General features: G+C 66.8%; 10 protein-coding genes and 1 tRNA gene. 4 read left to right on the forward strand and 7 right to left on the reverse strand.

Annotation, left to right across the window (positions count from 1 at the left end):
- Positions 1–253: 253 nt before the first annotated feature.
- Complete coding sequence (locus HGO92_RS06365; protein ID WP_169992927.1) at positions 254–2,095, forward strand: phosphoenolpyruvate carboxykinase (GTP); 1,842 nt, start codon at positions 254–256, stop codon at positions 2,093–2,095.
- Positions 2,096–2,221: 126 nt separating this feature from the next.
- Entirely contained in the window at positions 2,222–4,801 is a 2,580-nt protein-coding gene (locus HGO92_RS06370; protein WP_169992929.1) for a PEP/pyruvate-binding domain-containing protein, read from the forward strand.
- An 86-nt stretch (positions 4,802–4,887) separates the two neighbouring features.
- Here the strand turns inward: HGO92_RS06370 and HGO92_RS06375 are convergent, their stop codons facing one another.
- The 4 genes from HGO92_RS06375 to HGO92_RS06390 form a co-directional block, all read right to left on the reverse strand.
- Complete coding sequence (locus tag HGO92_RS06375) at positions 4,888–6,060, reverse strand: globin domain-containing protein (protein ID WP_169992931.1); 1,173 nt, start codon at positions 6,058–6,060, stop codon at positions 4,888–4,890.
- Positions 6,061–6,168: 108 nt separating this feature from the next.
- Entirely contained in the window at positions 6,169–6,618 is a 450-nt protein-coding gene (locus HGO92_RS06380; protein ID WP_169992933.1) for an RrF2 family transcriptional regulator, read from the reverse strand.
- A 57-nt stretch (positions 6,619–6,675) separates the two neighbouring features.
- Entirely contained in the window at positions 6,676–7,146 is a 471-nt protein-coding gene (locus HGO92_RS06385; protein WP_169992935.1) for a hypothetical protein, read from the reverse strand.
- A 3-nt stretch (positions 7,147–7,149) separates the two neighbouring features.
- On the reverse strand, positions 7,150–8,559 hold the full coding sequence (locus tag HGO92_RS06390) for a phosphomannomutase/phosphoglucomutase (protein WP_169992937.1): 1,410 nt from the start codon (positions 8,557–8,559) through the stop codon (positions 7,150–7,152).
- Positions 8,560–8,629: 70 nt separating this feature from the next.
- On the opposite strand from HGO92_RS06390, the gene HGO92_RS06395 reads away from it, so the two are divergent.
- Positions 8,630–10,792, forward strand: coding sequence for a RecQ family ATP-dependent DNA helicase (locus tag HGO92_RS06395; protein WP_169992939.1), 2,163 nt, complete (start codon positions 8,630–8,632; stop codon positions 10,790–10,792).
- Positions 10,793–10,941: 149 nt separating this feature from the next.
- Here the strand turns inward: HGO92_RS06395 and HGO92_RS06400 are convergent.
- Positions 10,942–11,030 (reverse strand) — tRNA-Ser (locus HGO92_RS06400).
- Positions 11,031–11,124: 94 nt separating this feature from the next.
- A complete protein-coding gene (locus tag HGO92_RS06405; protein WP_169992941.1) occupies positions 11,125–13,200 on the reverse strand; it encodes a prolyl oligopeptidase family serine peptidase in 2,076 nt (691 codons plus the stop codon).
- Positions 13,201–13,334: 134 nt separating this feature from the next.
- Here HGO92_RS06405 and HGO92_RS06410 point away from each other — a divergent pair, with 134 nt between their 5' ends.
- The gene (locus tag HGO92_RS06410; RefSeq protein ID WP_169992942.1) at positions 13,335–15,314 is read left to right on the forward strand and encodes an FAD/NAD(P)-binding protein; all 1,980 of its coding nucleotides are present in this window, start codon (positions 13,335–13,337) and stop codon (positions 15,312–15,314) included.
- A gap of 17 nt (positions 15,315–15,331) precedes the next feature.
- On the opposite strand, the gene HGO92_RS06415 is transcribed toward HGO92_RS06410, so the two are convergent.
- Entirely contained in the window at positions 15,332–19,330 is a 3,999-nt protein-coding gene (locus HGO92_RS06415; RefSeq protein WP_205834199.1) for an ExeM/NucH family extracellular endonuclease, read from the reverse strand.
- Positions 19,331–19,354 lie beyond the last annotated feature (24 nt).

A 19,354-nucleotide genomic window follows, 5' to 3' on the forward strand; every position in this document is an offset into this window, starting at 1 on the left:
GTGAGGATCGCCACCCCTCAAAACTCGCGGGATCATGCGGATGGCTTGCCATTGAGGCCCTCGATGACTAATGTGAACTAGACCGGTCTATATGACCTTTATCACTTAAACCGTGATGCTCGAAAGGAAAAACCCTGATTTTCCGCGGTTGACAGGACTACCCATCAGTGTTCCGCGTTACAAAGCTGCAGTCCGGTCTACTCCATGGCCCATAGCATCAATACACACCACTGGCCCGAGAAAGGGAAGAGTCATGGGCGATAACGCGCGTCAGCCGGTTCTTGACGAAACACTCAAGAACGCACCAACTACACACGCCAAGCTTCTGGCCTGGGTTGCCGAAGTTTCCGAGCTGACGCAGCCCGACTCAGTCTATTGGGTGGACGGTTCGGAAGCCGAGAACAAGAAGCTGACGGATGAACTGGTCGAGGCAGGCACGCTCAAGCGGCTGAACCCCGAGCTGTTCCCGAACTCCTTTGCCGGCTCCTCCGATCCCAAGGACGTGGCCCGCGTCGAGGAGCGGACGTTTATCTGCTCCGAGAACGAACGCGACTCCGGCTTCACCAACAACTGGATGGATCCGGCCAAGATGAAGGGCATCCTGCGGGAGCGCTTCGCCGGCAGCATGCGTGGCCGCACCATGTATGTGATTCCGTTCGTCATGGGACACCTGGACGCTGAAGATCCGAAGTTCGGCGTCGAAATTACCGACAGCGCTTACGTGGTGGCTTCCATGCGCATCATGGCCCGCATCGGCTCGGATGTGCTGCGCAAGATCGAACAGCTGGATGCCTTCTTCGTGCCGGCCCTGCACTCCGTAGGCGCTCCGCTGGAGCCGGGCGAGCAAGACGTTCCGTGGCCGTGCAACGAGGAGAAGTGGATTGTCCACTTCCCCGAGGAGCGTTCCATCTGGTCCTACGGTTCCGGCTACGGCGGCAACGCGCTGCTGGGCAAGAAGTGCTACTCCCTGCGCATCGCGTCCGTCATGGCCCGCGACGAGGGCTGGCTTGCCGAGCACATGCTGATCCTCAAGCTGACCAGCCCGGAGAACAAGGCGTACCACATCGCCGCTGCCTTCCCCTCGGCCTGTGGCAAGACCAATCTGGCCCTGCTGGATCCGACCATCGAGGGATGGAAGGCCGAGACCCTCGGCGACGACATCAACTGGATGCGCTTCGGCAAGGAAGGCGAGCTGCGGGCGGTCAACCCCGAGTTCGGCCTGTTCGGTGTTGCGCCGGGTACGGGGTGGAGCACCAACCCCAACGCCATGCGCGCCATTGCCAAGGGCAACTCCATCTTCACCAACGTGGCGCTGACCGACGACGGCGGTGTCTGGTGGGAGGGCATGACGGATGAAGTTCCCGAGCACCTGACCGACTGGCAGGGCAACGAATGGACCCCGGAGTCCGGCCGTCCCGCCGCGCACCCGAACTCGCGGTTCTGCACGCCGATCGACCAGGTCGACATGCTGGCACCGGAGTACCACGACCCGCAGGGCGTGGCCATCGACGCCATCCTCTTCGGCGGACGCCGCAAGACCACCATCCCGCTGGTCACCGAGGCCCGCGACTGGACCAACGGCATCTTCATGGGCTCCACGCTGTCCTCGGAAACCACTGCCGCTGCAGCCGGTGCCGTGGGCGTGGTCCGCCGCGATCCGATGGCGATGCTGCCCTTCATTGGGTACGACGCCGGTGACTACCTGCGCCACTGGATCACCGTTTCCGGCAAGGGCAACCAGGAGCGTCTGCCCAAGATCTTCTTGGTCAACTGGTTCCGCCGCACGGCCGACGGTGGCTTCGCGTGGCCGGGCTTCGGGGACAACTCCCGAGTGCTGAAGTGGGCCATCGAACGGATCGAAGGCAAGGCCAAGGCCACGGAAACGCCGATCGGCTTCGTGCCGACGCCGGACTCCCTCGATCTCACCGGTCTAGACATGACGCCGGAACAGGTTGAGGAAGCCGTCAAGGTTGATCCTGCTGAATGGGCCGAAGAGCTCAAGGGCATCGAGGAATGGTACGCCCGCTTCGGGGAGTCCCTGCCGGAGCAGCTGTCCGCACAGCTGAAGGTGCTGCAGGAGCGCTTCGCCGCTTAAGGTTCCCTGCCGCTCGGACCGTACGGAAGCAGGTCCCGACAATTGAGTCGGGGCCTGCTTCTTTCAATCGGCTTCCGGCGTATCTTGTAGAGGACCGGCCGTCCGCGACCTCGGAGGATCCTCAGTATGACTGAAAGCGCATTGGTGGGACGGCTGGCAGGGTTCGGCGCCGGGGATATCGCTTTGGCAGGCGGCAAGGGTGCCAACCTCGGTGAGCTGATCCGCACCGGCTTTCCCGTGCCGGACGGCTTCGTCATTACCACCCGGGCCTACGCCACCCTGCTGGACTCCACACCACTGGGCGCGAAACTGGCGGAACTGCTGCAATCCGGCGCGCACGGCGCCAGTATTAGGGCGGAATTTGCGGCCACGAGCGTTCCGCCAAAGATCCGGGCGGCAGTGGCGGATGCGTATGCACTGCTGGGTTCGAAGCCAGTAGCCGTGCGGTCGAGCGCCACCGCCGAGGACCTGCCGGGCGCAGCCTTCGCCGGCCAGCAGGACACCTACCTCAATGTTGTCGGCGAGGATGCAGTGATCCAGGCCGTTGCGGATTGCTGGGCCTCGCTCTGGACGGACCGGGCGATCACGTACCGCCAGCGGCAGGGGATCGACCCGCACGAGGTGGCTATCGCCGTCGTCGTTCAGGAGATGGTTCCGGCAGAGATGGCCGGCGTGATGTTCGGCGCGAACCCCGTGACCGGTGCGCGGGACGAGATTGTCGTGGATGCCAGCGGCGGGCTGGGGGAAGCCGTGGTCTCCGGCCTGGTTACTCCGGACCACTATGTCCTCGACAGCGCTGGGCGCCTGAGGGATTATGCCCCTGGCCGACGTGAAGTAGTGATTCACGCGTACGACGACGGCGGAACCGGCGAGACCCGAGCCGCCAGCGAGAACGGCGGGACTAGCGATGTCCCCGGTGGCAGCGAGGGCCGCGGTCGCGTCCGGGCCAACGAGGGCCTGCAGCCATCGCTTAGCCCGGCACAGCTCACGGAACTGGCGCGGCTGGCGCGGCAGGCGGCGGAGCTGTTCGGCCGGCCGCAGGACATGGAGTGGGCGGTAGCCGGGGACCGGATCTATGTCCTGCAGTCACGTCCGATGACAGCACTGCCGCCACAGCCGCTGAAACTGAACCGGTTCCAGAAGCTGATGGGGCCGTTCTTCCTCGAAATGTTCACGCAGCGGCCCTACCCATTGGATGCCTCGGGCTGGATGGATCAGGGAATCGGCGCCATGCTCCGGGGAATGGCGGGCAGCGTCGGCGTCCGGTTCCCGACCATTGAACAGCTGCTGCCGGAAGAGGACGGGGTGGTGGTCCGGCTGGTCCCGCCGATCCCGCGGCCAACGCTCCGGACCCTGGCCGCACCCTTGTCCATCGCCCTGCGCGTCCGCCGGTTCAAGCCGGACAAGTGGACCGAGGACGGCCGGTTCACCGCGTTCCTGGCTGAGGTGGACCAGCTGAATGCCAGGGATCCGGAGCTGCTGCGCTGGCACGAAGTCATCCGGTTGGCCGAGGACGCCTTCGCCGCGATCCACTGGATTACCGAACTGCGGGCGGCCTATCTGCCCGGGGCGTTTGTCCCGCAGGCGAAGCTGCGCTTGTTATTGCTGCTGCTGGGCAAGCCCCGGCTGGCCTCTGGGCTGGTCGCCGGCGCCGAAACCCGCACCAGCCAGGCCAACCGTGCTCTGGAGCAGTTGGCGGAGGGCGTCCAGCGCGATCCTGCTCTCTCCGCGGCGTTTGATGAATTGGCCACAGCGGAGCTGCTCGTCCGGCTGAATGAGCCCGAGTTCGCCGGCTTCCGCGCTGATTTCGACGCTTTCCTGACAGAGTACGGCCACCGCGAGACAGTCAGCATTGTGCTCAGCAGCGCACCCACCTGGTCCGGCGCTCCCGACGTGGTGCTCGGCCTGGTCAAAGCGATGCTGGGCGAACGGCACCAGGGCGCCGACCAGACCGGACAGGCCTTGCGGGAGCTGGAGCGGCATCCAGCCCTCCGGTTCGGACCGCTCCGGCGCCAGGTCCTGGGCGCCGTCGCGGGCGCGAAAGCCGGCATGGCGTTCCGCGAAGACACCCACTTCTACGCCACCAAGCTGCTGCCGCCGCTGCGCCGGGCGCTGCTGGAGCTCGGGCAGAGGCTGGCCGCGGCCGGCGTGCTGGAGTCACCGGACCAGGTCCACCACCTGCGCTTCGACGAACTCCAAGCGATGACAAGCGGGGGCGGAGGCGGTAGCGGTGGCGGCGCGGTACTGCCGGCCGCCGAACGCGAGCGGTACCGCCGCGTGGTGCTGGCGCGCGAGGCAAAGCGCCGCGAGCTCGAAGGTATTCCGCTGCTGCCGACGGATGCCCTCTTCGCCGGCAGTCGCCGGCACGGGTATGCCCTGGTTTCCGGCACAGCGGCCAGCGCAGGCCGGGCGGCCGGACGGGTCCGGGTGATCCGCTCGCCGGTGGACTTTGGCACCTTGGTGAGCGGGGAGATTCTCGTGTGCCCGTACACCAATCCCTCGTGGACGCCCTTGTTCCAGCGCGCCGCCGCCGTCGTGGTGGACGCTGGCGGCCTTGGCTCGCACGCCGCGATCGTCGCGCGCGAGTACGGCATTCCCGCGGTGATGGGAACCGGTACCGGAACGGATGTGCTGCGGGACGGTCAGCAGGTTCTCGTGGATGGTTCGGCCGGTCTGGTCCTGCCCGCCGGCGATGAGCGCGCCTGACGCTGGGTGCGCTTAACAGCGACGGCGGCCCGGACGTTTCCGGGCCGCCGACTGTTGGGATGGTGGCTGGTTTTTTTCGAGGGGCCTTAGTTGGCCGAGGCGAGCCAGAGATCCGGGCCGAAGACCTCGTAGTGGATCTTGGTGGCGGGGATGCCGGCGTCGATCGCCTGGTTGCGGATGGACTTCATGAACGGCAGCGGGCCGCAGACGTAGACGGAGGCGTCGGTCGGCAGTTCCACATCCTGCAGGGTCATGAAGCCTGTGCTGGCGCCTTCGGCCGGCTCTTCGAGCCACAGCTTGAGGTTGGCGCCGTCGAGCTTTTCGATGTCGTTGACCATCTGGTCGCGCAACGCCCAGGCTTCCAGGTTCTTCTCCGCGTGCAGGACCATTACTTCGCGGCTGGAACCCTGCCGGGCCAGGGAGCGCAGTGCGGATGCGGACGGGGTGCAGCCGATGCCTGCAGTGGCGAAGACTACCGGGTTGTCGCCCTCGTCCAGGGTGACGTCGCCGTAGGGATTGGACAGCTCGAGGACATCGCCGACCTGGACGGTGCGGTGGAGCACGGGGGAGACCTCGCCGCCGTCATCGAGCTTGGTGGTGAAGACCCGGCGTTCGGTGGAGTGGACGTCAGCGGAGAGCGAGTACTGGCGGACCTGGCGCAGGCCGTCGGGCAGCTGGACCTTGACGCTGACGAACTGGCCAGGGCGGGCGACGGTGACCGGGGTGTCATCCGCCGGCTCGAGGACGAATGTCATGGCGCCGGTGCCGGCCGGGTTCTTCTCCACGACCTTCCACGGCGTCCACATCTTGTCATTGGCCTGCTGTGCGTAGAGGCCTTTTTCGATCTTGATCAGGGCGTTGGCCATCAGCCAGTAGACCTCGGTCCAGGCTTCGGCGATCTCGGCGGTGATCACATCGGCCAGCTCTTCGGCGATGGCTTCGAAGAGGTACTTGTAGACGATGTCGTACTGGTCTTCGGTGATGCCCAGCGAGGTGTGCTTGTTGGCGATGCGGCTGAGCATGGTCTCGGGGATCAGATCGGGGTTGGCGACCAGGGCTGAGGCGAAGGCGGCGATGGAACCGGCCAAGGCCTTCTGCTGCTCCCCGTTGCGCTGGTTGGCGCGGCTGAAAAGCCCGTCAAGGAGTTCCGGATGCGCCGCGAACATGCGGCTGTAGAAGTTCGGTGTAATGCTCCCCAACCGTTCGCCCACGAGGGGGAGGGTGGCTTCAATGATGGGGCGGGATTTCTCCGAGAGCATCGTTACTCCTTGGGTCAGAAGGTGGTTGATGCCTCAAAAGTAGCATCCCAAATGCTGGTTTAAATCCACATTTCTACTGCGTGTAGAAAATTCCCTGATTTTTCGCGGCTAGGCCGGGCGGCGTGTGTTCAACATCACAAATACCGGCTCCATTTGGCCCTGATGCGGCAGGCTCGAGACGACCAGATCGTCGAGTTCGCGGTAGAAGGCTTCGCGGGCGCGGCGCAGGGCCCCGCGCAGGCCGCAGTTGTTGCTCATCGGGCAGTTGCCGGCGGCACTTTCGCAGTCGACGAGGTCTTCGCGTTCGTCCAGTTCGCGCAGCAGCCAGCCCACCGTCGTCGTACGCCCTTTGGCGCTCAAACGCACGCCTCCGGAGCGGCCGCGGACAGCGTCCACGAGGCCGAGGGAGCGCAGTTTCAGGACCGCTTTGCTGACGTGGTTGTAGGGAGTCCCGACGCCGTCGGCTATGGCCTGGGTGGTCAGCAGTTCGCCTTCGGGCGAGGCGCTGAGCAGCATGAGGGCGCGCAGGCACACGTCAGAGAAGGCATTGATCCGCATGCAGGCATTCTAACGCCGCTGCGTTGGTGCTCCGTCCGGTGGTCGCTCCGTCCGGTGTTAGGCGGGCGGCCAGACGATCCGGTCCTGCGGATCGATGAACGGATCGGGGTAGGTCCACTCGCCGTCGTCGTCGTGGCTGTAGGGCTGGATGGCCGCGATGGCCGCTCCCCACGAATGCTCGGTGGCGACATGGATGGCGTCCGTGTCATTGTCGGGCAGGTAAATGTCGCTGATCACCGCGATGGCGCGGAACTGCGACTTCTCCTGCTGCAGTGCGGTGTAGATGTCCTGGATCATGGCATCCGCGTCCACCTCGTCGGATTCCTCGTCGCCCTCGATGTCCTCGGGCTGGACGGCGATCAGCCGCAGCTCGCCGTCGGTGGTCATGACCAGGCCCACCGGCAGGAAGGCGCCGTGTTCTTCCAGCTGCTCCTGCGCCATGCCCAGGCCGGTGCCGAAGAGCGTGTCGATGTCGTTCAGGACTTCAGGTTCTATGCCTTCGCGCCACGAAGTGCCCTCTGTGCTCATTGGTTATTCCCTTACCAGTCCCAGGACGGTGTCCCGGACCTTATCCAGTGTTGCGGTGTCGATGGCTTCTGCGTTCAGGCGCAGGAAAGGTTCGGTGTTGGACGGGCGGAGGTTGAACCACCACGAACCGTCGCGGGCGGTGAACGTCACGCCGTCGAGTTCGTCAATGTCCACGTCCTCGCCGGCGAACCGGGCGCGGACGCGGCCAACGGCGGCATCCTTGTCCTCGATCTTCGAGTTGATCTCGCCGGAGGAGACGTACGGCTCATACTCGTGCGCCAGGGCGGAGAGCGGTTGTTCCTGTTCGCCGAGGGCGGCCAGGACGTGCATCGCGGCGAGCATGCCCGTGTCGGCGTTGAAGAAGTCGCGGAAGTAATAGTGCGCGGAGTGCTCCCCGCCGAACACGGCGCCCTCGGCAGCCATGACGGCCTTGATGAAGGAATGCCCCACCCTGGTGCGCACGGCCCGCCCGCCGTCATGGGCGACGAGTTCGGGCACGGCGCGGGAGGTGATCAGGTTGTGGATGATGACCGGGGTGTCCTCGCCGGCGGCCTTGGCGCGGGCGATTTCGCGGCGGGCCACCAGTGCGGTGACCGCGGAAGGGGAGACCGGGTTGCCGGTTTCGTCGATCACGAAGCAGCGGTCCGCGTCGCCGTCGAACGCCAGGCCGATGTCCGCGCCGTGGGCGACGACGGCGGCCTGCAGGTCGCGCAGGTTTTCCGGTTCCAGCGGGTTGGCCGGATGGTTCGGGAACGTGCCGTCGAGCTCGAAGTACAGTTCGATGATCTCCAGCGGCAGGGCCGGCAGCACGCCGTCGCCCAGGACCGCGGGGGTGGTCAGTCCGGCCATGCCGTTGCCGGCGTCGACCACGACCTTCAGCCGCCGGGAGCCGGAGAGGTCCACCAGGGAGCGCAGGTAGCCGGCGTAGTCGGCCAGCACGTCCTGCTCGCTGAGCGTGCCGGGGTCGGAGGCGGGGAAGCCGTCGGTGAGGTAGCGGGCGGCGGTGTCGCGGATCTCGTAGAGTCCGGTGTCGGAGGAGACCGGGACGGCGCCGGGCAGGGCCATTTTCATGCCGTTGTATTCGGCCGGGTTGTGCGAGGCGGTGAAGACGACGCCGGCCGCGGACAGGGTGCCGCAGGCGAAGTAGAGCTCGTCCGTGGAGATCAGGCCCAGCATCTTCGGGTTCGACCCGCGCGCCGCGGCGCCGCGGGCGAAGGCCTGCGCGAACTCGGGGGAGGACGGGCGCATGTCGCCGCCGACCAGGACGGTCTGTCCGGCCAGCCCGAGGACGTCCACAAAGGCGGCGCCGGTGGCCTCGACCGTGGCCGCGGTAATCGTTTCGCCGACGATGCCGCGCACGTCGTACGCCTTGAAGGACTCCTGGAAAGAAACACTAAGATCGAGACTCGTCACCGCCCTAGCTTATAAGGAACCCCTGTGGATAACCGACAGGGCTGTCAGGCGCGGCTGTAATACTGGGGTAATGGCTGATTTGCAGAGCATGACCGGACAGGTAACCGACCTTCGGGAAGAAGCAACCGAAATCCTCCGCCGGCTGGTGGGAAATCCGGAGGCACAGTTCCATTCGGGGCAGTTCGAGGCTGTGGAAGCTCTGGTTGCCGGCGGCCGGCGGGCGCTGGTGGTCCAGCGGACGGGCTGGGGAAAATCCGCCGTCTACTTCGTGGCCAGCCTGCTGCTGCGTGCCCGGGGTGCCGGCCCGACCCTGATCGTTTCTCCGCTGCTGGCGCTGATGCGGGACCAGGTCTCCGCGGCCGAGCGCGCCGGGGTCCGTGCCGCCGCCATCAACTCGGCCAATCAGCTGGAATGGGACGATATCCGCGCCAAACTGGCAGGCAACAGCGTGGATGTCCTGCTGGTCTCCCCCGAGCGACTGAACAATCCACGGTTCCGGGAGGAACAGCTGCCGGAGCTGATCCGCAGTTCGGGCCTGCTGGTGATTGATGAGGCGCACTGCATCTCGGACTGGGGGCATGACTTCCGCCCCGACTACCGGCGCATCCGGGACCTGATCGAGCAGTTGCCCGCGACCGTGCCGGTGCTGGCAACCACCGCGACGGCCAACTCCCGCGTGGTCCACGACATCGAAGAACAGCTCGGGGCCGCGGCCCTTGCCGGTGACGTTGCGGCCGATGGGCAGGTGCTGACCATCCGCGGTCCGCTGGCGCGGGAATCGCTGCGGCTGGGCGTGCTGCGCCTGCCCAATGCCAGGGCACGGCTGGGCTGGCTGCTGACGCATCTGCACGAACTGCCCGGCAGTGGCATCATTTACGCCCTGACCGTTTCCAACGCCGAGGATACTGCCCGGCTGCTGCGCGAGGCGGGCCACGAAGTGCTCGCGTACACCGGCCGGACGGACCCGGCAGACCGCGAGGCTGCCGAGACGGCGCTGAAGGACAACCGGGTCAAGGCATTGGTCGCCACCAGCGCCCTGGGTATGGGGTTCGACAAGCCGGACCTCGGGTTCGTAGTGCACCTCGGGGCGCCGTCGTCACCGGTGGCGTACTACCAGCAGGTGGGCCGCGCCGGCCGCGGAACGCCGAACGCAGATGTCTTGCTGCTGCCGGGCCGCGAAGACCGCGACATCTGGGCGTACTTCGCCACCGCGTCCATGCCGAACGAGGACATCGCGCTGGCCGTCCTGCGGGAACTGGCGCAGCCGGGGACGGTTCTCTCCACCGCGGCGCTGGAAACCCGCGTCAACCTCAAACGCTCCCCGCTGGAGCTGCTGCTCAAGGTGCTGGCCGTGGACGGGGCCGTGCAACGGGTCTCGGGCGGCTGGGAAGGCACCGGCCAGCCCTGGGATTATGACCGCGAGCGCTACGAGCGTATCGCCAAGGCGCGCGTCGTGGAGCAGAACTCCATGCTGGACTACGAGAACACCACCGGCTGCCGGATGGAATTCCTCTCCCGGGAGCTGGACGATCCAGCGGCCGCACCGTGCGGCCGCTGCGATAACTGCGCCGGCCGCTGGTATGCGGACTCGGTGGCCGAGTCCGCCACGGAAAGCGCCGATGCCGCCCTGCACCGGGTGGGCGTCGAGCTCGATCCGCGCGCCATGTGGCCTACCGGGATGAACCGGCTGGGTGTGGAGGTCAAAGGCAAGATCGGGCCGGGGGAGGCGAACCTGCCCGGTCGTGCGCTGGCCCGTCTGACGGATCTGGGCTGGGGTAGCAAACTGCGCGAGCTGCTGTCCGAACAGGCGCCGGACCAGCCGCTGGACCAGTTGACCCTGCAGGCCTGCGTCCGCGTGCTCGCGGAATGGGGCTGGGCCCAGCGGCCCGTCGCCGTGGTCAGTGTGCCGTCCCGGACCCGCCCGCAACTGGTCGGTTCGCTGGCCGAGGGCCTGGCCAGCATTGGGCGGATGCCCTACCTGGGCGCACTGTCCATGCCCGGCGGCGGTCCGAAGGGCGGCCCTGGCGGCAACAGCGCGTACCGGCTGGCCGACGTCTGGGACCAGTTCGAGGTGCCGGCTGGTGGGGCCGAATGGTTCGCGGGCAATCCAGGGCCGGTCCTCCTGGTGGACGATCTGGCGGACAGCCGGTGGACCGTTACGGTTGCCGGCCGCACGTTGCGCCGTGCCGGAGCCGAAGCCGTGCTGCCCTTCGCCTTGGCTCTGAAAGCCTGATGTTCAGGGACTTGATGTCCAGGGACTGAGAAGGCCAACGCCCGCGCGCCCCGGTCTCCGGGCGGGCGCGGGGCCACGGACCTGTGGAAGCGCCGCCCGGAAACGCAAAAGGCCCCTGCAGTTCCTCGCGGAACTGCAGGGGCCAAACGCGGAGACGGGGGGATTTGAACCCCCGGTCGAGTTTAACCCCGACCCTTCATTAGCAGTGAAGTCCATTCGGCCGCTCTGGCACGTCTCCAAGATGCTGTTGCCAGCCCATCAAGATTACCCAGATAACCGGGCCAGATCAAAACGGGCGCCAACAGGTGGTCTCCGCCGCCGATCTGCAGGCCTCAACCGGTGAGCGCGTTCCACAGGAACGTGTTGGACAGAGTCTGCAGGCGGGCGGCCTGCTTATTGTCGCTGGCGCCGGCATGGCCGCCTTCGAGTGCTTCGTGGAACCAGACATTCTGCACGCCCATGGCCCGCATCCGGGCCGCCATTTTCCTCGCCTGCACCGGTCCGACCCTGTCATCGGAGGTCGCCGTCCAGATCAACGTGTCCGGGTACTCGGTTCGCGGCTCAAGCAGGTGGTAGGGCGAGAACGCGCGGATGAAGTCCCACTGCGCCGGGTCCTCCGGGTCGCCGTACTCGGCAATCCACGAGTACCCGGCGGAGAGCTTGGTGTAGCGGGCCATGTCCAGCAGCGGCACCCCGCACGAGACCGCCCCGAACAGGTGCGGGTACCGGGTGAGCATGTTCCCCACCAGCAGCCCGCCGTTGGAACCGCCCGAGCAGCCCAGACGCTCCCGCCGGGTCACGCCGCGGTCCATCAGATCCTGCGCCACGGCAGCGAAGTCCTCGTACGCGCGGTGCCTGTTCGCCTGCAAAGCGGCGCGGTGCCAGGCCGGGCCATACTCGCCGCCGCCTCGGATGTTGGCGACCACGTATACTCCGCCGCGCCCGTCCGACGTGCGCTGCTGCAGCCAGGCCCGCCTGACGGTCCCGCTGTAGGCGGGCGTCCTGCTGACCTCGAACCCGCCGTAACCGGAGAGCAGCGTGGGATTGCCGCCGTCGTACGTGAGGTCTTTGGGCCCTACCTGGAAATACGGGATCTTGGTGCCGTCCTTGGACACGGCGAAATGCTGCTCCACCATATGGCCGGAGGCATCGAAGAACGACGGCGACGACTTCACCGCCGTGGCCGGCCCACCTGCCACAGTGCCGCGGGAGAGCGTGGACGGCGTGAGGAAGCCCGTGGCCACCAGCCAGTAGTCGTCGCTGTCCTCATCGTCCACGGCCGAGGCGTCCACCGAATGCAGCGGCGGGCAGGCATCGAGTTCCGCGGCCGCCCAGTTCTTCGCCGGGTCCAGAACCAGCACCTGCGAGGAGACGTCCTGCAGCAGGTTCAGCAGCAGGAAGTTCTGCGTCCAGCTCCAGGACTGCAGCGAGGTGCCGGCGTCCGGGGTGAAGAGCGCGATGAGGTCGCGGCTGCCGGCGAGGAAATCCTCGAGCCCGGCGGCCAGCAGCGAGCCCGCCGGGTAGGTGGTGCTGGTGCCGGCCGGCTGCCAATCGGTCTGCGGACGCAGTGTGAGCCACTGTTTGTGGAAGCCGACTTCCACGTCCGTGGGCACGTCGATGGGCAGCCATCCGCCGTCGCGCCTGAGGTAGTTGCGGTAGTTGAAGAAGTCGATCACGTCCACCGCGATCTCCCGCTCGAAACCCGGAGTGGAATCGTGGACGGCCTGCGCCAGCATGTGCTCGGCGGGCACCTCGAAATACAGTTCGGCGTCCGCCGGTTTCTGGCCCCGGCGCAGGATGCGGCTGGTGCGCGGGTAGGAGGACGTGGTCATGCTGCCGGGTCCGAAGTCCGTTCCGAGCAGGATGGTGTCTTCGTCCAGCCAGTTGGCGTAGGTTTTGGCGGCGGGAATCTTGAAGCCGCCGTCCACGAAGCTGCGGGTTTCGACGTCGAACTCCCGGAGCGTGATCGCATCCCCGCCGTCGGGAGAGAGCCGCAGCAGCGCGCGCCGGTAGCTGGTGCCGTCCGGCGGGCGGAGGAACTGCGAACCGGCGAAGACCCACTCCGTGCCCTCGGCCGCGGCCAGCGCGTCCACGTCCAGCAGGACATCCCACTCGGGTGAGTCCTGCACGTAGCTCTCCCAGGTGGTGCGCCGCCAGAGGCCGCGGGGATTCGCCTTGTCCCGCCAGAAGTTGTAGTAGAAATTGCCGCGCTTGGTGACGGCAGGAATCCGGTCTTCCGAGTCCAGTACCTCGAGCACGTTCTGCTCCAGCTCCAGGAACTTCTGGTCTACCAGTTTGGTTTCGGTGCGGGCATTCTGGTCCCGGACCCAGTCCAGCGGTTTCTCGCCGTAAATGTCTTCGAGCCAGCGGAATTCGTCGTCGGGCAGATGGTTGGGCTCCTGAGTCATGCTTCCCATCCTAGGCAGGGCCGGGCAACCAAGCCGTCGGGGTCAGGGCAACCGGGCGGTCGCCGCCGGGAGGAGCGGCAGGCAGGGGAAGGTCCGGATCAGGCCAGTGCGCGGCCCCGGTTACGCTAGAAGGCATGGAATCTCAGCGCGGCTACCGGGTGGCAATCGTGGGTGCAGGCCCCCGGGGTACCTCCGTGTTGGAACGTTTGGTGGCCAATCACCGGGACCGTGGCGAGACCGGCAGGCTGCACATCCACCTCATTGATCCCTATCCGCCGGGCCCCGGCCATGTCTGGCGTGCCGGCCAGTCCCGCCTGTTCCTCATGAACACGCCCTCGCTTTTTCCCACCGTGGTGCCCGCCGGCGAACTCGACGCCGCGCCCGTGGCCGGAATGCCCTTCGAGGCATGGCGGTCCGCCGTCGTTGCCGGGAGCATCAGCGATGTGCCGCCGGAGGACGCGGAGGAGGCCCGCTCGCTTTCGGCCGCGGACTTCCCCAGCCGGGCACTGTACGGACGGTACCTGGCCTGGACGTTCGCCCGGCTGAACGAGGCGGCCGGAAACCACGTAGTGGTCCACGTCCACGAGGCCGAGGCAACCCACCTGCACCGGATCGACGGCACCAGCCGGCTGGTCCTCGCGGACGGCAACACCGTGGACGCGGACGCCGTGGTGCTGGCGCTGGGGCATCTGCCTGCCGCGCTGAATCCGGAACAGCAGAACCTGCAGGACGAAGCCGCCCGGTACGGCCTGCACTACCTGCCGCCGAATGTGCCCGCGGACCTCGACTTCAGCCGCATCCCCGCCGGCCGCACCATGCTGGTCCGCGGCATGGGCCTGAACTTCTTCGACGTGATGATCAAACTGACGCAAGGCCGGGGCGGCACGTTCCTGCCGGCGTCGAACACTGAACCCATGCGGTACGTGCCCTCCGGCAAGGAACCCAAACTGGTGGCGGGCTCCCGCCGCGGCACCCCGTACCGCGCCAAGGCGAGGCTGCAGGGTTACCTGCCTGCCGGCGTCGAACTTCGCTATTTCACCCCGTCAGCCGCGCGGCTCTTTGCGGACGCCGGCGTGCAGCCGGGTTTTGACCACGACTTGTGGCCGCTGTTGCAACGCGACGTGCTGTGGACCTACTATTCCACGCTGGCAAGGGTGGAGCCCGGGTGCATCAACGGGCATCCGCGCGAGTTCCTGGCCGGGCTTCAGGAGCTGCTGGGGCAGAAGACCGTGCCCGGCAGCCCGACCCTGCGGAACCGCATCCGCGGGTACCTGGACGAACAGGTCGAGCCCGGACGGCTGCTGGATGTCGAGGCGCTGGCCCGGCCCTTCGCCGGGCGGAAGTTCGCCTCCGCGCAGGAGTACCAGCAGGCCATGGTCGCTTACCTTGAGGCGGATGCGGCGGGCTCGGCGCTGGGCGAGGACGACCCGTTGAAGATGGCCATCGGGGCGCTGAACGCCGGGCGGAGCCTGCTCAAGGAAATTGTGGCCGACGGCGGACTGACCGACGAGTCCTGGCTCGCCGAGCTGCGTGGCTGGTTCGAGCCGCTGGTGGAAGGCCTCGCCAGCGGGCCGCCGGCCCAGCGCATCGAGCAGCTGGCTGCGCTCGCCCGCGCCGGAATGGTCGAGTTCGTGGGACCGGACCCGCAGTTCGAGGTGGACCCGGAGACCGAACAGTTCCGGGCCACCTCGCCCTGGGTTGACGGTGCTGCCTACTCGGCGACGTATCTGATGGAAGCCATGATGCCGGCCAACCGGGTGACACAGAACCGGTCCGCGCTGCTGCGCCACCTGATGGAGGCCGGGCTGGTCCGGCCGAAGCTGATGCTCGGCGCCGAGGGCGCACCGGTTCCGACGTCCGGACTGGATGTCACCCGGCCGCCGTACCGCGCCATCGGGGTCAACGGCCGGCCCGTAGAGAACCTCTATGTGCTGGGGCTGCAGCTGTCCTCGGTGCAGTGGGGAACGTCCATTGCCGCGGAAGCCGGTGCGCCGGTGCGCCAGGGCGGCCGCACCCTGAAGGACGCGGACGATATTGCCCGCGCCATCCTGGATGCGGCCGCGCCTGCCGGTGCCGGCCGGGTCAGGGCCGGGGCCGCTGCGGGTCCGGCCTGACAGGTTCCCTCCTGCCCCTAGCGCCTGCCGTGCGCCTTGTCCCGTGCGGTCGGCAGGTCCAGACCGACGACGATCGGGTCATGGTCGCTGGCCCGGAACATGTCCGGGGCGTAGAAATCGGTCACGTTGTAGCTGTACCGGCTGTATTCCAGCGCGATCGACTCGACCGAGTTGATGTTCCAGATGTCCGCGCCTTCCACTACGGCATCGGCCTCGGGCGAAGCGAAGATGTAGTCCAGCGAGCCCACCATGCCGTCGAAGTTGTAGCTGTGCTCGCCGGTCTTGGCACCTTGATTGATGTAGCCGGCCTCGGCCAGGATCCGGATCGGGTCTTCCTGCGCATAGGAGTTGAAGTCGCCGGTGAGGTAGACCTTGTCCGTGCTGAACTTCTCCTGCATCGTCCCGGCGAAGCCCACCAGGGATTTTGCCTGCTCGGTGCGGGCAGCATTCCACGCACCCTGGCCGTGGTCCGCGTTTTCGCCCGAGGACGGAGCCGAGCCCTTGGACTTGAAGTGGTTGGCAACCACAATGAACTTCGTGTCCGCGCCGCCGTGCTTGACCTTGAACGTCTGGGCCAGCGGCCTGCGGGCGTTGGCGAAGGCATCGGTGTCGTTATGGATGACGGACTCGCCGATGGTCTGCACGGCGTCCTTCTTGTAGATGAAGGCCGTGCGGATGAAGTCCTCGTCGGACAGCTCAGGCAGCTCTTCCGGCGACCGCACATAGTCCCATGCTGCTGCTGCTGCGTCTTCGCCGGCGGCGAGGCCCTCGTTCAGCGCGGCGGTCAGCGCGGCCAGGGCGTCGTCGCGGTCCTTGCCGAACTGTGCGGAGTTCTCGATTTCCTCCAGAGCGACGACGTCGGTATCCAGGGCGTTGATCGCGGCGACGATCTTGGCCTCCTGCCGTTCCAGGTTCTCGGCATCGTAGGCGCCGCGGGCGTCGCAGTTCCGTGCGGTGACCGGGTTGCCGTCCCGGTCCGTGTAGGCCTTGCACCCGTCCAGCTGGTCGCCGGTGGTGGTGAAGTAGTTCAGCACGTTGAAGGAGGCGATCTTGACGTTGCCGCCCACCTCTTCCGGCGCCTGAGCGCGGGTATTGGGGAACGACGCCGGCTGGACCGTTCCGCTGTTGGCCGCGGTCAGTTGGGTCAGCGGCTGGAAACGCCAGAGACCGAACCGGTAGTCGAGCACCACCGAGGTGTCGAAGGACGCCGCTGAGCCCACCCGGACCGGAGTCTCCGGGGTCAGGTACGGCAGCGGGATGTCCTTGTTGGCGTCGGAGCCCAGGTAGTTGATGCTGGCCCCGTCGTCCAAGGTCACGGAAAGCGCGGCATTCTTCTCGGTTTCGGCCCAGAACTCGTCCGAACCGTACGTGCCCACGGCGGCGGGCTGGACCAGCGGCTCATCTCCGGCGGCCAGGCCGATCTCGCCGTACTGGTTCAGCGAGTAGTTGTCCGTCACGGTGAAGCCGCCCTGCGGGTCGAGCAGCATGCCTTCGAACTTCTCCCGCTCGGCGTTGCTGGCGGGCCACTCGATTGTGGCAGGCTTGACCTCCTCGGCCGGTTCGTCCAGCAGGACCAGCCCGCCCTCATCAACGGTCAGTTCGGTCAGCCCGTGGTATGCGCTGACCCCGCCGGTAACCTCGACGTGGTCGCCGAGGGCCACCTCGTCCACGGTGGAGGGGGAGAAGACGAAGATGCCGTGGGAGGCCGCATGGTCTTCTGCGATGTCGCCGCCGGTGCCCGGGGTCTGGATGTAATACCCGTTGAACCCGCCCTCCGGGTACACCGCCGTCACTACGCCGCGGGTTGTCACGTCCTTGCCTGCCAGCGGCGAGACGTCCGACGTGCCCTGGATTTCGGCGATGTCGGCGGGAAGTTCAGCCACCGGGATCTCGATCGGCAGCCGCACCAGCGTCCCCGACTCGGCCGCGGTCAGGGTGAACACGCCGCCGCTCAACTCGTCCGGAACGGTGAAGGAAACGGTTGCGGCGCCGTCGGCCACGTCGAAGGTGCCCAGCGTTGCGGGCAGCGCCGCGGCAGGCACAGAACGGGTAAAGGCGCTGGCTCCGCTATCGGCCGGTTCGTAGCGCAGGGTCAGTTCGGTGTTGACCGGAGCGCCCAGCGAGGTCAGGTCCAGTTTGGAGACCCCGAAGGACACCTGCTGGCCCGGTTCAACCGTGGCGGGCACGCCCGTCAGGGCCACCGCGCGGCGGTCGAAGGACGGGGACAGCGGGCTGTTCTGCTCCAGATAGGCGATCCACGCGTCACGGTCGATCAGGCCGGAATCCCGGGTGTCGGTGCCCTCAGTGAAGACATGGAAGTTGTCTCCGCCCTGCGCCAGGAAGCTGAAGGTGCCGATCCGGTATTCGCGGGTTTCATCCAGCTGCTCGCCGTTGATCCACACCCCGGTGACGTGGCTGCCCTGTTCGGCGTTCGGATCGTAGGTGTAGTTGACGTTGTCCGAAAGGCCGAGGTGCAGGAACGGGCGGCTGGGCACATTGCCGTCGGCATCGAGCTGCCACTGCTGCTCCAGCAGCGTCTTGAACTGGGCACCCGTAAGCGTGGTGGTCCACAGGTTGTTCACGAACGGCAAGACGGCGTTGGCTTCGGCGGACGTAATGGTTCCGTCCGGCGCATAGTAGAGCTCGGAGCGCAGGCCGCCCGGATTGACCACACCGATCTCGGCGCCGCCCAGTCCTTCGGCGGAGAGCGTTTCCATCAGCGAGTCCGCCACCAGGTTGCCCAGCGTGGATTCGCTGGCACGGTCGTCGCGCTCCGGCAGCGTATCCTCGTCCTCGCCGTCGGGGGTGAAGGCCGTGGTGATGTCGCCCGTCACCGAGCCCACCGGACGTGCCCCCACCACCTCGGCTTCGGCCAAGGCGGCGACGACGATCGTCCGCACCTCGGCTACCCGGGGATAGGTGTTGGCCAACTCGTCATCGAGGGCCTTGTTTAGCTCGTCCGCGTTCGCAGCGTCATCGTCAGGAATCGCCTTGCGCGGTTCAAGGGCCATCTCGTAGCTCGTGACATCGAAGGTCGCCTCGCCGTTTTCCTCGCCCTCGGTGACACTGAGCTGGATCTGGCCGACGTTCTCGCCGTATTGCCCGGTCTGGACGATGGGCCGGGTTTCACCCGTTGTGCCCGGTACCGGCGCATCGAAAGTGTAGACCTGGTGCGTATGACCGGTGAAGATCGCATCCACCTCGGCGGAGGTCTCATCGGCAATGCGGGCAAAGACCGCGCTGTCCAGCGCAGCATCGAGGCTGGCACCGGTGGCCGCTCCCTCATGGAAAGACGCCAGAATGATGTCGGCTTCATCGCCGGTGCCGTCCGTTAGTTCAGCAGCCACGCGGTTGACGGCTGCCACGGGATCGCCGAAGTCCAGCGTGGAAATGCCGCCGGGACTGACCAGTGTCGAGGTTTCCTGGGTCACCACACCGATGACGCCAACAGTCAGTCCGGCCACCTCGACCAGCGCATATTCCTGCAGCGCGGGAGTCGTGGTGCCCTTCGAATACACGTTGGCGCCAAGCTGCGGGTAGCTGGAGTTGGTGGAGACCCGCCCGTTCAGGTCTGCGAAGCCCTTGTCGAATTCATGATTACCGACGGCGGTGGTCGCCAATTCCAGAGCGTTCAGGACATCGATGGTCGGCTGGTCATCCTGCGACGCCGAGGCGAACAGGGACGCGCCGATGTTGTCGCCGGCGGAAGTGAAGAGCGTGCCATCGGGGTTCTGCGCCCGTAACTCTTCGACGGTCCCGGCAAACTTCACCGTGTTTTCGTCGATGCGGCCGTGGAAGTCGTTGATGCCCAGCAGGTTTAGTTCGTAGGTGTCGCCTGCGGCCTGCGGTTCGATCTGCTGGTCTTCAGCGGGCGTTTCCAGAGCGGCCTCCGCAGGTTCCGCGGGCGATGAGGCCGTGGTCGGCTCCGGGTCGGTTTCGTTCGCCACGGCGGGCAGGGCTGCGAAGGGAGCGGCCAGCAGGCCGATCGACATTGCAGCGCCCAGCGTGGCTTTCATAGATGATGCAGCCTTTGGCACGGT

The sequence above is a fragment of the Crystallibacter degradans genome (assembly GCF_012952295.1).
Taxonomy (GTDB): domain Bacteria; phylum Actinomycetota; class Actinomycetes; order Actinomycetales; family Micrococcaceae; genus Crystallibacter; species Crystallibacter degradans.